This window comes from Micromonospora sp. GCM10011541 (genome assembly GCF_042650725.1).
In the GTDB taxonomy this organism is placed as follows: domain Bacteria; phylum Actinomycetota; class Actinomycetes; order Mycobacteriales; family Micromonosporaceae; genus Micromonospora; species Micromonospora sicca.
Genome location: NZ_JBHSBP010000057.1, coordinates 31541 through 45127, shown reverse-complemented (window position 1 = coordinate 45127; position 13587 = coordinate 31541). Strand labels below are relative to the sequence as shown.

General features: G+C 74.6%; 12 protein-coding genes. 6 read left to right on the top strand and 6 right to left on the bottom strand.

The window, feature by feature from the left end:
• Positions 1–43: 43 nt before the first annotated feature.
• Positions 44–1345: a glycosyltransferase 87 family protein gene (locus ACFOYX_RS24875; protein WP_109801832.1), complete on the bottom strand. Its 1302-nt coding sequence runs from the start codon at positions 1343–1345 to the stop codon at positions 44–46.
• Between the two features lie 69 nt (positions 1346–1414).
• The gene (locus ACFOYX_RS24870; protein ID WP_377534421.1) at positions 1415–3961 is read right to left on the bottom strand and encodes a putative bifunctional diguanylate cyclase/phosphodiesterase; all 2547 of its coding nucleotides are present in this window, start codon (positions 3959–3961) and stop codon (positions 1415–1417) included.
• Positions 3962–4701: 740 nt separating this feature from the next.
• On the opposite strand from ACFOYX_RS24870, the gene moaC reads away from it, so the two are divergent.
• Genes moaC through ACFOYX_RS24850 form a run of 4 tightly spaced genes read left to right on the top strand, consistent with a single transcriptional unit; the run spans position 4702 to position 7385 of the window.
• A complete protein-coding gene (moaC, locus tag ACFOYX_RS24865; protein ID WP_322439843.1) occupies positions 4702–5193 on the top strand; it encodes a cyclic pyranopterin monophosphate synthase MoaC in 492 nt (163 codons plus the stop codon).
• Complete coding sequence (locus ACFOYX_RS24860) at positions 5190–5660, top strand: molybdenum cofactor biosynthesis protein B (protein ID WP_109802688.1); 471 nt, start codon at positions 5190–5192, stop codon at positions 5658–5660. The genes moaC and ACFOYX_RS24860 overlap by 4 nt, the downstream gene beginning before the upstream one ends.
• A gap of 37 nt (positions 5661–5697) precedes the next feature.
• Positions 5698–6957, top strand: coding sequence for a molybdopterin molybdotransferase MoeA (locus ACFOYX_RS24855; protein ID WP_322439844.1), 1260 nt, complete (start codon positions 5698–5700; stop codon positions 6955–6957).
• Positions 6954–7385 carry a molybdenum cofactor biosynthesis protein MoaE gene (locus ACFOYX_RS24850; RefSeq protein WP_322439870.1) on the top strand — a complete coding sequence of 144 codons (432 nt, stop codon included), beginning with the start codon at positions 6954–6956 and terminating at the stop codon, positions 7383–7385. Before ACFOYX_RS24855 ends, ACFOYX_RS24850 begins: the two co-directional genes overlap by 4 nt.
• A 27-nt stretch (positions 7386–7412) precedes the next feature.
• On the opposite strand, the gene ACFOYX_RS24845 is transcribed toward ACFOYX_RS24850, so the two are convergent.
• Together ACFOYX_RS24845 and ACFOYX_RS24840 are read right to left on the bottom strand one after the other, a co-directional pair.
• Positions 7413–8858: a glycosyltransferase 87 family protein gene (locus ACFOYX_RS24845; RefSeq protein ID WP_322439845.1), complete on the bottom strand. Its 1446-nt coding sequence runs from the start codon at positions 8856–8858 to the stop codon at positions 7413–7415.
• 204 nt (positions 8859–9062) lie between these two features.
• On the bottom strand, positions 9063–9611 hold the full coding sequence (locus ACFOYX_RS24840) for a DoxX family protein (protein ID WP_322439846.1): 549 nt from the start codon (positions 9609–9611) through the stop codon (positions 9063–9065).
• Between the two features lie 146 nt (positions 9612–9757).
• On the opposite strand from ACFOYX_RS24840, the gene ACFOYX_RS24835 reads away from it, so the two are divergent.
• Positions 9758–10309: a GNAT family N-acetyltransferase gene (locus tag ACFOYX_RS24835; protein ID WP_109802679.1), complete on the top strand. Its 552-nt coding sequence runs from the start codon at positions 9758–9760 to the stop codon at positions 10307–10309.
• A gap of 19 nt (positions 10310–10328) precedes the next feature.
• Here the strand turns inward: ACFOYX_RS24835 and ACFOYX_RS24830 are convergent, their stop codons facing one another.
• Both ACFOYX_RS24830 and ACFOYX_RS24825 read right to left on the bottom strand, forming a co-directional pair.
• Positions 10329–11564, bottom strand: a complete 1236-nt coding sequence (locus tag ACFOYX_RS24830; protein ID WP_322439847.1) for an ATP-binding protein — start codon at positions 11562–11564, stop codon at positions 10329–10331.
• 139 nt (positions 11565–11703) lie between these two features.
• Positions 11704–12132: a hypothetical protein gene (locus ACFOYX_RS24825; protein ID WP_377534457.1), complete on the bottom strand. Its 429-nt coding sequence runs from the start codon at positions 12130–12132 to the stop codon at positions 11704–11706.
• Positions 12133–12632: 500 nt separating this feature from the next.
• On the opposite strand from ACFOYX_RS24825, the gene ACFOYX_RS24820 reads away from it, so the two are divergent.
• A complete protein-coding gene (locus tag ACFOYX_RS24820) occupies positions 12633–13580 on the top strand; it encodes an EamA family transporter (protein WP_322439848.1) in 948 nt (315 codons plus the stop codon).
• The last annotated feature ends 7 nt before the right edge of the window (positions 13581–13587 follow it).

Here is a 13587-nt window from a genome sequence, read left to right as displayed (position 1 = left end):
GCCCTGTCGCCGGGCTCCGCCCGGCACTTGCCGGGAAAGCCGGTCAGCCGGTGGTCACCGGGGCTTCGGCGGCCCGGGTCGGGGCGAGCGTGAGCGCGGGTGCCCAGACCAGCAGGGCCAGCGGGTAGAGCAGGTAGCCGAAGCGGGTCGAGGGCATCAGCAGGATCGCCGCGAGCAGCCCGTACCCGCAGATCAGCGCGGTGGCGGCGGCGGTGCGCGGCGGACGGCGGACGAGCCGGACGGCGATCGCCAGCCCGACCGCCACCAGCACCGCGGCGGCGAGCACCCGGCCGGCGGGCAGCAGCGTGGCGATCAGGTGGCCGGGGAACGGGGACTGCGCCGGACTGGTCACCAGCCCGTGCCCGAGCGGGAAGCGCAGCACGTTCTCGACCAGGGCGTCCCGGTCGACCAGCAGGGTGGGCACGAGCGCGGCCACCGGCAGCCCGACCGCGCCGAGGGCGGTGCGGACGCCGGCCCGGCGGGTGGCCGCCCAGCAGATCAGGACGATCGCGACCGGCCAGGCGAAGAGCTTCAACGCGCCGGCCACCCCCACCGCGATGCCGGCCCGGCCGGGCCGGTCGGCGGCGGCGAGCGTGAGGGCCAGCAGGCAGAGCGCGAGTACGGGCAGGTCGTCGCCGCCGGTGGCCAGGGTCAGCGCGCAGACCGGCAGCACGGTGGCGGCCTGTACGCCCCGCAGCACGGCGGCGTCCGGGCGGCCCGGCGCCGGCGCGGACCGGGCGCGCAGGGTGCCCACGGCCAGGGCGAGCACCAGCGCGGTGGCCAGGGCGAACCAGACCCGGGAGTCGGTCCACCAGGCGTCGACGGCGGCCCGGGGCAGCCCGAACAGCGCCATCCCCGGCTGGTAGGGGGTGTAGCCGAGCAACTGCTCGGCGGGGGGCAGCGCGGCGATCGCGTCGTGTCCCAGGTAGGGGCTGCCCTGTTCGGCGAGCCGGGCGCCGGCGTGCTCGACCACCAGCACCTCCTCCTGCGCCCGGTCGGTGCGCCCCGCCGCCCGCTGGATGCTCAGCACCGCCAACGGCAGCAGCGTCGCGCCGGCCCAGGCGAGGGCGGTCACCGCCACGCGGGCGGAGAGTCCGGCGGCGTCCGGCCGGCGCCACCGGAGCAGGAGCTGGCCGGTCACCGCGAGCGCCGCCGCCAGATAGCCCACGGCGGCGATCGCCCCCCAGGCGCGGTGTGGCGGGAGGGTGGAGGTGGCCGCAGTGACCGCGGCGAAGAGCGCCGACACCGCGTACAGGCCGAGGTCGAGGGCGAGGCCGCCGGCGGCGGAGTCCAGCGCCTGCCAGCGCCGGCGGCTGCGGGTCGTCCGGTGGGGGGTGGCGGTCACGCCGGCCAGTCTCGCAGACCGGGACCGCCGTACCGTCCGGCGCTCGGGGCGTCGGCCCCGGGGGCCCGGTCAGCGCCGCCGGGGCTCGTCGGCGGTCTGACCGGCGCTGGGCGGGGAGCCGCCCGTTCGCCCACGACCGCCCTGGCGACGGCCGGGCAGGCGGATCACCGCGCCCGCGTCGTGCAGCGGAGGCGCCAGCATGCCCGGGCGCCCGCCCGCGCCGCGCTGCAGGGCGGCGAGCAGCGACCCGGCGGGCAGCGGCCGGGCGAAGAGATGGCCCTGGCCGGCGACGCAGCCCAGCTCCCACAACGCCCGCCGCTGCGGCTCGCTCTCCACACCCTCGGCGACCACGGCCAGGTCGAGGCTGCGGCCGAGGTCCAGGGTGGAGCGGATCACCGCGGCGGCCTCGGCGGAGGTCTCCATCGCGGTCACGAAGCTGCGGTCGATCTTCAGCTCGTGCACCGGGATGCGGGAGAGCAGGGAGAGCGAGGAGTAGCCGGTGCCGAAGTCGTCGAGGGCGAGCCGGACGCCCGAGTCGCGCAGCCGGCTGAGCACGCGGTCGACCACGTCGAGCTGGCTGAGTGTCAGCGTCTCGGTCAGCTCCAGCACCAGCCGGTCGGGCGGCAGGTCGTGCGCCCGCAGGCGGGCCAGCACCGCCCCGGGGAAGCGGGCGTCGAGCAGGCTGCGCGGTGAGACGTTCACCGACACCGGCAGGTCGAAGCCGGCGGCGCGCCAACTGCCGGCCGCGATCAGCGCCTGGTCGAGGATCGCCTCCGCGAACGCGGGCAGCAGGCCGGAGCGTTCCACCGCCTCCAGGAAGCGCAGCGGGTCGATGATGCCGTGCGTCGGGTGGTGCCAGCGGGCCAGCGCCTCCGCGCCGGTGACCTCGCCGCTGCCCAGGTCCACGATCGGCTGGAAGTTGACGGTGAACTCGTGGTCGGCCACCGCCCGGGGCAGCTCGCCGTTCAGGGTGAGCCGGCCGAGGTCGGCGGTGTCCCGGGCCGGCGCGTACGTGGAGATCCGCTGGCCGGCCCGCTTGGCCTGGTACATCGCCACGTCGGCGCGGCGCAGCAGTTCGGTCATCCCGCCGGTGGCCGGCGCGACGGCGATGCCGCCGCTGGCCTCCACGCTGATCCGCATGCCGTCCAGGTGGAGCGGCTCGTGCAGGGCGGCCAGCAGGGCGTCCGCCCGGTGCGCGGCGACCGCCGGGGCCGGCAGCCTCCGCAGCAGTACGGCGAACTCGTCCCCGCCGAGCCGGGCCACCAGGTCGCCGGGGCGGGTCGCGCCGCGCAGCCGGTCGGCGACCTGCATCAGCACCCGGTCCCCGGCGCCGTGCCCGAGCGTGTCGTTGACCTCCTTGAAGTGGTTGAGGTCGATCAGCACCAGCGCGCTCACCCCGTCGGCGTGCCGGTCGGTGAGCTGCCGGGTGCCCTCGTCCAGCAGTTGGCGCCGGTTGGCCAGCCCGGTCAGGGCGTCGTGCGCGGCGGCGTGCGCGTGCTCCTCGGCGACCCGGGCCAGCTCGGCGTACGCCTGCGCGTTGCGCACGGCCGTGCAGAGGGCGGAGGCGAACGGCCGCAGCGTGTACCGCTCCCGCTCGGAGAGCTCGACCGGCCCGGCGAAGCGCAACCGCAGCACGCCGAGGTCGACGGCCCGGTCGTGCCCCTCCAGCGCCGCCGGGATGACGGTCCCGCCGACCGCGCTCGGCTCGGCGTCGCCGCCGTCGTGCCGGATGCCGGCGGTGGTGCCGCGCACGGTACGGCCGCCCTCGCGCAGCTCGATCTCGACCTCGTCGGCGGAGAAGAGCTCGGCGGCCTGGGTGACGGCGGTGGTCAGCACCTGGTCCAGGTCGACCACGTTGAGCGCGTCGGTGGTCCGCGCGAGCCGCTGCCAGGCCTGCTGTTCGGTGCGGGTCCGGATCCGGGTGGAGTACGCGAGGTGGAGGCTGAGCACCAGCGGTGGCACGGCGAGCAGCAGCCGCGGGTCGGCGCGGAGGATGAGCAGGGTGCAGACGGCCACGACGAAGCGGACGGCGAACCCGCCGATCCGGAGGTCGAGGTTGCTGCGGAACTGGCGTGAGATCCTGGTGCCCGAAGCGAGGGCGATGACGGGGATCGCGAGGAGGTCGTCCAGGAGGGCGGCGACCAGATAGGCGACGCCCAGCATCCCGATGACGTGTGTTGTCTTCGTCGGCGGCCCCCAGGGCAGGACCGCCAGCGTGGCACCGGCGCCGAAGGCCACGATGATGTTCTTGCTGACGCCGAAGAGCAGCTTTATCCGGGGCAGCCGCCACGAGGCGAGGGCGACGCCGACGCCGGTGCAGAGCACCACCCAGGACGTCGGTGCGATCGCCACGCCGAGGACGATCGCCGTTTCGTTCCAGCTGATGAGGTGCGTCGTGGATCGGATGCGGATCCGCGCCTTGACCAGTGTGCCCAGCGCGATCATGAGCGGCAGCGTCACCAGCGTCGCCACGTCAGCGGACGAGCGGGGTGGCGTGGACACCGAGACGGTCCAGAGTGCCGTGAGGGTCACGCCGGCGGCGAGCACGACGACGAGACCGACGAGCAGCCGGAGCCGCCGATCGGTCTCAATCTCGCGTCGCCTGGTAAGAGTCACACCACTCCCGGCTGACTACTTCACCTCTGGCCGCAGCCTAACGTGCGAGGGCCGCAGGCCCCACGTCGGATTTCAGCCCCAGTCGCTGCCGCGCATGTCCTGCCTCCTTCGACCCCCGACCCTGGGCAATTGTCAGCCCTGCGTCACTTGGTTAGTGAATGGAAGCTTAAGCCAGGAACATCAGCTTTAGGAGGGATATATGTGACATTATTCAATATTAGTCAACAGAGCAGCTATTCATAACTTTCCGTCCATCGCAGCTGTGCGGAGAGCGCCCGCCGCTTTCCTTTCCGTGTCCGATCGACTGCGGAACGCTGTCGTTCTCACCGTGGGTCCCGACGTGCTTTGTTGCCTGCTGTCAGTGTGCTGCGGAGAGGGCGGGGACTCATCCACGCTTCAGTTCGAGTGTCGGAACGGATCAGGGGAAGTGCCGGGGAGCGCCCCGTCCCCGTGCCCGCTTCCGGTGGCCACGGGACGTGAGTCGGCACGGTGAATTCTTCATGATCGACGAGCGTCGAGAAGGTGGCTGCCCGGGCACGCCGGGAAATCGGAGCCGGCGCGCCCGCGGAATGGTCCTCGGCCGACGTCGGGGTGCACATTGCTGCGTGGGTCCTGCCACTCGGAACCACCGAACAACACATTGTGCCGGCGATGTCGTGAGCGCTATCCGGGAACCGGCCGGCCGCCGCCGTGGGACGAGAGCGGCGGCACGCGTCGTACCCGACCGATAGGCTCGCGCCGTGACCGAACCCGCGCAGCTCACCCACGTCGACCGGGCCGGCGCGGCCCGGATGGTCGACGTCTCCGCCAAGCCGGTCTCCGGCCGGCTCGCCGTGGCCGCCGGCCGGCTCCGCACCACCCCCGAGGTGGTCGACCTGCTGCGCCGCGACGGCCTGCCCAAGGGTGACGCGCTCGCCGTCGGGCGGCTGGCCGGGATCATGGGCGCCAAGCGCACTCCCGATTTGATCCCGCTCTGCCACCCGATCGCCCTGCACGGGGTCAGCGTCGACCTGCGACTCACCGGGGACACGGTGGAGATCACCGCCACCGCGCGGACGGCCGACCGGACCGGCGTCGAGATGGAGGCGCTGACCGCGGTGGCCGTCGCCGGCCTCGCCCTGGTCGACATGGTCAAGGCCGTCGACCCGGCGGCCAGCGTGGACGCGGTCCGGGTGCTCCGCAAGGAGGGCGGCAAGACCGGCGAGTGGGTCCGGCCGGAGGACCGGCCGTGATCCGGGCCCGGGTGGTGGTCGCCTCCAACCGGGCGGCCGCCGGCGTCTACGCCGACACCAGCGGTCCGCTGCTCGTCGCCGGCCTGCGCGAGCTGGGCTGCCAGGTCGACGAGCCGGTCGTGGTGCCGGACGGCGACCCGGTCGGCGAGGCGCTGCGCACGGCCCGCGCCGACGGGGTCGACGTCGTGCTGACCAGCGGCGGGACCGGCATCACCCCGACCGACCGGACGCCGGACGTGACCCTGGCGCTGCTCGACTACGAGATCCCCGGCATCGCCGAGGCGATCCGGGCGCACAGCCGGGACCGGGTCCCCACCTCCGCGCTGTCCCGCGGGGTGGCCGGGGTGGCGGGCCGGATGCTGGTGGTCAACCTGCCCGGGTCGACCGGCGGCGCGAAGGACGGGCTGGCCGTGCTGCGGCCCATCCTCACCCACGCCGTCGACCAGCTCCGCGGCGGCGACCACTGACCGGGCGCGCCCGCCGGGCCGGCGATAGGCTCGCCGGATGAGCACGGAAACCGCAGCCGCGGCGGCCCAGGTCGCCGCGCCGCCGCCGGCCGGCTGGGAGGAGGCCCGCTCCCGGGTGTACGCCGTCGGCCTCGCCGCCGCGCTTCCCGCCCTCGACCGGCCGCTCGCCGACACCGACGGCCACACCCTCGCCGAGCCGTTGACCACCCGGACGAACCTGCCCGCGTTCCCCACCTCCAGCGTGGACGGCTGGGCGGTGCGCGGCGACGGCCCGTGGGAGGTGGTGGGGCGGGTGCTCGCGGGGAACAGCCCGCCGCCGCTGACCGCCGACGGCACCACCGTCGAGATCGCCACCGGCGCGATGGTCCCCGAGGGGACCGCCGCCATTCTGCGGATCGAGGAGTCCACCCGGACCGCCGACGGCCGGGTCGCCGGCACGCCCCGGCCGGGGCCGGAGTGGCGCGAGCCGGGTGAGGAGGCGTACGCCGGGGAGGAACTGCTTCCCGCCGGCACCCCGGTCGACCCGGCGCTGATCGGGCTGGCCGCCTCCTGCGGTCACGACACCCTGCGGGTCCGCCGGCAGCCCCGTGCCGCGCTGCTGGTCTTCGGCGACGAGCTGCTGACCTCCGGCCCGCCGGCCGCCGGCCGGGTCCGGGACGCCCTCGGCCCGGCGGTGCCCGCCTGGCTGCGCCGGTACGGCTGCCAGATCCGTCCGGCCGACGTGGTCGGCCCGGTGGCGGACACCCTCCCCGCCCACGTGGCCGCCCTGCGCGCGGCGCTCGCCGACGCCGACCTGGTCTGCACCACCGGCGGCACCATGCACGGGCCGGTCGACCACCTGCACCCGACGCTGGCGGCGCTCGGCGCCGACTACGTCGTCAACACCGTCGCGGTCCGCCCCGGCTTCCCGATGCTGCTGGCCCGGCTGGTCGACGCCGACGGCCGGGTCCGGTTCGTCGCCGGCCTGCCCGGCAACCCGCAGTCCGCCATCGTCGCGCTGGTCTCGCTGGTCGCGCCGCTGCTCGCCGGCCTGCAGGGGCGACCGATGCCGGCGCTGCCGCTGGCCACCCTCGCCGAGCCGGTGCCCGGCCGGGGCGACTACACCCATCTCGCCCTGGTCCGGCTGGACCGGGCCGCCGGCACCGCCCATCCGGTACGCCACGTCGGCTCGGCGATGCTCCGCGGCCTGGCCGGTGCGGACGGCTTCGCGGTCATCCGCCCCGGCACCAACGGCGAGGCCGGGGCGCGGGTGCCGGTCGTGCCGCTGCCGCTGGCCCCCGGGGAGCGGACGTGGTGAGCCCCGCCGGGACGCTGGCCCACGGCACGGTCACCGACCAGCCACTCGACCTCGCCGCCCACGAGGCGGCGGTGGCCGACCGGCGGGCCGGCGCGGTGGTCTCCTTCCAGGGCGTGGTCCGCGACCACGACCACGGCCGTCCGGTGACCAGCCTCGAGTACGAGGGCCACCCGAGCGCCGAGGCCGTGCTGCGGGAGGTCGCCGCCGAGATCGCCGCGGATCCGGATGTGTACGCGGTGGCCGTCTCGCACCGGATCGGCCCGCTGGCGATCGGCGACGTGGCCCTCGTGGCGGCGGTCAGCACCGCCCACCGGGCCGCCGCGTTCGCGGCCTGCGCCCGCCTCGTCGACGAGGTGAAGGCGCGGCTGCCGATCTGGAAGCAGCAGGTCTTCGCCGACGGCACCGAGGAGTGGGTGAACTGCCCGTGATCCGCCGACCGTCCCGGGCCGGGACGGTCAGCGGCGCCCGGTGAGCTGGGCGGCGCGGAGCGGCCGGTCGTGGTAGAACGCCGGCTCGGCACCCGGCCGCCAGGGCAGCGCCGCGACCAGCACGATCAGCGCGATCGCCAGCGAGTTCTCCATCAGCGCGCCGAACAGGCCGTCCTGGTAGTGCGACACCTCGGGCAGCTGGTGCTCGTACGGCCAGATGGGCGAGATCAGGAAGAGCAGGTAGAGCCCGATCGCGGCCACGGCGTGCCGCAGGCCGGTGAGCGTCGGGTACCAGATCGGCGGGCGCAGCGCGTTGACCCCCGGCACCCCGCCGGCCGTCGACGCCGTGCTGAGCCGGGGCAGCAGGCCGCGGCTCGCCTCGTGCCGGCGTACCGCGGCGTCGGCCAGCACGATGATCGCCGGGATGACCCAGACCAGGTGGTGCGACCAGGAGATCGGGCTGATCACGTTGGCGGTGAGCCCGACCAGGGTGAACGCGGTCAGTTCATCGCCGTCGGCCCGGGCCGCGGCGGCCCGGGACAGCCCGAGCGCCAGGACCAGCACCGAGAAGGCCAGCCAGAGCAGGCCGGGCGTCTCGATCGAGTCGTAGAGGCGCGCCAGCAGGCCCGCCAGCGACTGGTTGGGGGTCATGTCCGCCGCGCCGACCCGCTCGGTCTGCCACAGCACGCTGCTGAAGTACGTCCGCGACTCCTCGCCGACCAGCGCGAACGTCCCGAGGGTGACGCCGATCGTGGTGCCGACCGCGGTCAGCGCGGCCCGCCACTGGCGGGTGATCATCAGGTACGCGATGAAGAGCGCGGGCGTCAGCTTGACCGCGGTGGCCAGGCCGATCCCGGCGCCGGCCCAGGCGCCGCTGTAGACGAAGCGGGCCAGCGCCGAGTTGGCGGTGTCGTGATGGGTGCCCCGCTTCGCCCGCCAGCGCAGCCCGACCAGGTCCGCCATGACCAGGGCGAAGAGCAGCAGGTTGACCTGCCCGTAGCCGAGGCTCTCCCGGGCCGGCTCGATGGCGACGGCCATCGGCGTGGCGATGCCCACGGTGAACCAGAGGGGCCAGCCCAGCCGGTCCACGATCGGGCGCAGCAGCGCGGCCAGGACGACCGCGAGCGCGGCGATGCTGGCCAGCGCGTTGAGCCAGGCGGCGGCGTCCACCGGCAGCCAGGACATCGGCAGCATGACCAGGCCGGCGAAGGGCGGGTAGGTGAATCCCAGCGTCGTCGAGGGTGCGATGAAGTCGTAGAGCTCGTTGCCGCTCGCCCACCACACCACGGCGCCGTGGTAGATCTTCATGTCGAAGAAGTTGTACGGCCGCCCGAACGCGCCGATGGCGAGCCATGCGGCGTAGGCGACGGCGGCCACGATGCCGGTCCGTACGACTGTCCTGCGATCGATCCCACGCGTCACGCGGTGGACTGGAGCGAGGCGGTCCAGCCGTCTACCGACGGTCGCCGGCATGGCGGTGCCACCCCCGTACCAAGATCGTCCTGCCCGTCCAGGTCCTGCACGGAGCCTAGAACGGCGCCTCACGTCGTTGCCTCCCGCGTTATGCGACCGTGTCCGATCCCACACATGTTTTTGACATTTCCACCGCGTTAACGGGTGTCGGGTGGTTCAGGTAATTCGCGGCCTTGCGGGGGGAGGCGGCCGTATCGATGCAGGTCAGCCCGGGAGTCGACGGGCGGTGGCCGCCGATCGTACGGCGATCTTCGTCTCCCGGCGGGCGGTCCGGACGGCTCGCTGCATCGACCGTCGGGAGTGGCCGATCCGGTGGCCGGCGCGCCAGCGCAGCCCGGGCTTGCCCTCGGTGTCGGCGGCGGCGAGCAGTAGCCCGCCGAAGAGCCCGAGGTTCTTCAGGAAGTGGATCTGGTTGTTGCTCCGCATCGCCGGGTCGTCGTTCTTCCAGAAGGGATGGCCGGCCACGGTCGCCGGCACCAGGCTCCCGGCGAGGACCAGCGCGGTCGGGCGGGTGAACTTGCCGGTGGCGAGCATCAGGCCGCCGATGAGCTGAGTGGCCGAGTTGACCCGGACCAGCGTCTCGGCGTCGGTGGGGAACCGGGGGTGGACGTTCTTCTGGATCAGCGGAGCGAGCCGGTCGGTGACCGGCTTGGCGGCCGGCGCCAGACGACCGGGATTCTGCAGGTTGCGGGCGCCGCTGACCACGAAGATTCCGCTCAACATGACACGGGCGAGGGAGCGCACGGGTTTCATGGCTCAGTCATACCCCGTGTCGGGGTCCGCTATCCCGACAACACCCGAAAGGGATCGGCCGGCATGGACGTCCGGCGGGAGACGCGCCACACCGAATTCCAGCGACCGTCGCGGATGGACCGCCGCGGCCCGGTAACGTCGCGCGGGTGACGACCCTGCGGCTGCGACCAGAGGACCCGGCGGACGAGGCGCCGGTCGCCCGGGTGCTGGCCGCCGCCTTCGCCCGGCCCGACGTGGCCACCCCGCCCGAGGTTGGGCTGGTCGACGAACTGCGGCACAGCGACGCCTGGATCCCCGAGCTGGCCATGGTCGCGGAGCACGGCGGCGAGGTGGTCGGCTACGCGCTGCTGACCCGGGTCCGGGTCTGTTCGGACGGTGGCGCGGCGCCCGCGCCGGCGCTGGCGCTCGGCCCGGTGGCGGTCGCGCCGCACCGGCAGCGAATCGGCCACGGCGCGGCGGTGGTCCAGGCGGCGCTGGACGCCGCGACCGAACTGGGTGAGCGGCTGGTGGTGGTGCTCGGCGACCCCGCCTTCTACCGCCGCTTCGGCTTCGAGCGGGCCGACCGGATGGGGTTGACCAGTCCCTGGTCCGGGCTGGGAGAGCCGTGGCAGGCGCTGGTGCTGCCCCCGTCGGCCAGCGGCGAGGCGCCGCCACCGCGCGGCGAGGTGGTCTTCCCGCCACCCTGGGCCAAGGTCTGACCCGCGCGCCGGCCCGCGGTCAGGCCGGCTGGGTCCGCAGGTACCGGCCGAAGTGCGGGACGGTGAAGGCGACGGTGCCCCGCTCCCCGGAGTAGATCAGGCCCTTCTTGATCAGCGCGTCCCGGGCCGGCGACAGGCTGGCCGGCTTGCGGCCGAGCGAGCGGGCGATCTCCGCGGTGGGCACCGCGGCGTCCATGTCGTCGCGCCTGCTCTCCTCCCCCTCCACCAGGGAGAGCGTCGCCATCGCCCGCATGTACTCGCGCTCGGCGGGCGTGGCCCGCTCGAACCGGGAGCCGAAGAAGCCGACGGCCAGCTCCGCCTCGGCCTCCGGAGCGGCCACCCGGACGTCGGCGGCGGTGATCGGTGAGCGGGGGGCGTGGTCCCAGGTGGCCTTCCCGTACGCCTGGACGAAGTAGGGGTAGCCGCCCGACTTCTCGTAGAGCAGGTCGAGCGCCTTCTGCTCGTACTCGACCTCCTCGCGCTCGGCCGGCGCGCAGAGCGCCTGGTCGGCGGCGATCCGATCCAACCGGTCGATCCGTTGGTAGCGGAAGAGCCGCTCGGAGTACGACTTGGCGGCGCTGAGCACGGCCGGCAGGTGCGGCAGCCCGGCGCCGACCACGATCAGCGGCGCGCCGAGCTGCGACAGCTCGTGGCAGGCGGCGCAGAGCGCCGAGACGTCCTCCGCGCCGAGGTCCTGCATCTCGTCGATGAAGACGGCGATGCCGGTGCCCACGTCGGTGGCCACCGCCGCGGCGTCGGTGAGCAGCTCGACCAGGTCGATCTCGATGTCCCCGGAGTCGGCCCGGCCGCTGCTGGCCGGCACGTCGATGCCGGGTTGCCAGCGGTCGCGCAGCTTCGGCGCGGCCCCGCCGCGTCCGGTCGGCGCGGAGCGCTGGGCGAACGCCTTGAGCACGCCGAGGAAGCCGTCGATCCGGTCCGGCGCGCGGTGCCGGGGGGCGAGTTCGCGGACCGCCATGTGCAGGGCGGCGGCGACCGGCCGGCGCAGCGACTGGTCCGGGCGCGCCTCGATCTTGCCGGTGCCCCAGAGGTGGTTGATCGCCTGCGAGCGGAGGGTGTTGAGCAGGACGGTCTTGCCGACGCCGCGCAGGCCGGTGAGCATCAGGCTGCGCTCGGGGCGGCCTCGGGCGATGCGTTCCAGTACGACGTCGAAGACGTCCAGCTCCCGCCCCCGCCCGGCGAGCTCGGGCGGGCGCTGCCCGGCGCCCGGGGCGTACGGGTTGCGGACCGGATCCACGCATCGCAGAGTATCGGGCCGTCTAGCCACCGGGCTAGACATGGATAGATGGGCCTACCGGCGTGTCGGGACCGTCGAGACGAAACTAGGGCTGTCTAGCTCTCACGCTAGACAGCCCTAGTTTTGCCTACGGGCGGGGTCAGCGCTGCTTGAGGCAGAGGACGAAGTCGAGGGTGTCCAGCTCGCTGTCGAAGAAGTACCAGTTGGTGTAGCCATCCACCTTGGCGCACTTGGCCTGGGCGTCCTTCTCCCCGCTGGTCGCGCCGTCGAAGCGGCGCAGCACCTGGTACGTCTTCGCGCCGCACTCGCTGATCAGCAGCTTCGGCTTGCCGCCGGCCGGACCCTCGTTGCGGACGCACTGCCCGGCCTTGACGAACCGCGGATCCGCCGAGGACGCCGGCGCCGGCGCCGTGGTGGCCGGGGCGGGCTCGGTCGCCGCCGCAGCCGGGTCGGTGGCCGGGGCCTCGGTCGACCCCGCCTGCGGAGCGGCGTCGTCCCGACCCAGCAGGTAGACGGTGGCCGCGCCGCCGAGGAGGAGCACCGCCAGCACGGCGAGCACCGTGATCAGCGGACCCTTGCCGCGCTTCGGCGGGGGCGGCGGATCGGCGTACGGGTGACCGTCGCCGACGTACGGCGAGGCCGGCGGGTAGCCGGGCGACCCGGCCGGCGCGTACCCCTGACGGGCGGTCTGCTGGTAGGGCGGGTACGCGGCGGGGTAGGCGGACTGCCGGGACGGCTGCTCCTCCCAGCCCGTCGGCTCGTACCGCTGGGCGGGCGGCTCGCCCCACCCGCCCGGCTGCGGGTCGTACCGCGGGTCGGCCGGCGGGGCGTACGCGTCGTCAGGCCGCCGTCCACCCCACGGCTCCGGGGAGCCGCCGACCGGTGGTCCGAAGTTGGTCATGAACGCCCTCCTGCATGCGCAAAGGTTGAGAGGCCGGCCACCAACAGGGGACGCCGACGCCGTGGTCACCGTAGCCTGGTCCACCGATGAGCTCACGCCCCGCAAGTGCGACGTCCTCCGGACCCGGCCCCGCGCCGGACGGTCCCGTCGCCGTCGACCGTCCCGGCATGCCCACCCGACCTGCGCTGATCTGGACTGCGCTGGTCCTGGTGTACGTGCTGTGGGGCTCCACCTACCTGGGCATCCGGATCGCGGTCGAGTCGCTGCCGCCGCTCACCTCCGCGGCCGGCCGGTTCGCCGCCGCCGCGCTGGTGCTGGCGGCGGTGCTCCGGGTCCGGCGCGGCCCCGGCGCGCTCCGCGTCGACCGGCGGCAACTCGGCTCGGCCGCGCTGGTCGGGGTGCTCCTGCTGGCCGGCGGCAACGGCCTGGTCGTGCTCGCCGAGTCCGGTCCGGCCGGCGTCGCCGTGCCCTCCGGCATCACCGCGCTGCTGGTGGCGACCGTCCCGCTGCTGGTGGTGCTGCTCCGTACGCTCGGTGGCGACCGGCCCCGGCCCTGGACCTTCGCCGGGGTGACCGTCGGCTTCGTCGGCCTGGTCCTGCTCGTCCTCCCCACCGGCGGTTCGGGCGCCGTCCCGCTGGCCGGGGCGCTCACCGTGGTCACGGCGGCCACCTGCTGGTCCGTCGGGTCCTTCCTGTCCGGGCGGCTCCGGATGCCGGCCGACCCCTTCGTGGCCACGGTCTACGAGATGGTCGCCGGCGCCGTGGCCCTCGCCGTGACCGCCGCCGTGCGGGGCGAGTTGCGCGGCTTCTCCCCGGCCGAGGTGACCGGCCGCTCCTGGGCGGCGCTGGCGTACCTGATGGTGGCCGGTTCGCTGGTCGCCTTCACCGCGTACGTCTGGCTGCTGCACCACGCGCCGATCTCGCTGGTCGCCACGTACGCCTACGTCAACCCGGCGGTCGCGGTGGCGCTCGGCGCGCTGCTCGCCGCCGAGCCGGTCACCGCCCGGGTGCTGCTCGGCGGGGCGGTGATCGTCGCCGGGGTGGCGCTGGTGGTGACCACCGAACGTCCGCGCCGGCCGGTGGACGGGACAGCCGAGGAGCCGGCCCGCCGGTAACCTCCGG

What these genes read in the sequence shown, in the direction of transcription:
- ACFOYX_RS24855 (WP_322439844.1), top strand. Translation starts at nt 5,698, where the DNA reads ATGAGCACGGAAACCGCAGCCGCGGCGGCCCAGGTCGCCGCGCCGCCG.
- ACFOYX_RS24840 (WP_322439846.1), bottom strand. Translation starts at nt 9,611, where the DNA reads ATGAAACCCGTGCGCTCCCTCGCCCGTGTCATGTTGAGCGGAATCTTC.
- ACFOYX_RS24820 (WP_322439848.1), top strand. Translation starts at nt 12,633, where the DNA reads ATGCCCACCCGACCTGCGCTGATCTGGACTGCGCTGGTCCTGGTGTAC.
- ACFOYX_RS24845 (WP_322439845.1), bottom strand. Translation starts at nt 8,858, where the DNA reads ATGCCGGCGACCGTCGGTAGACGGCTGGACCGCCTCGCTCCAGTCCAC.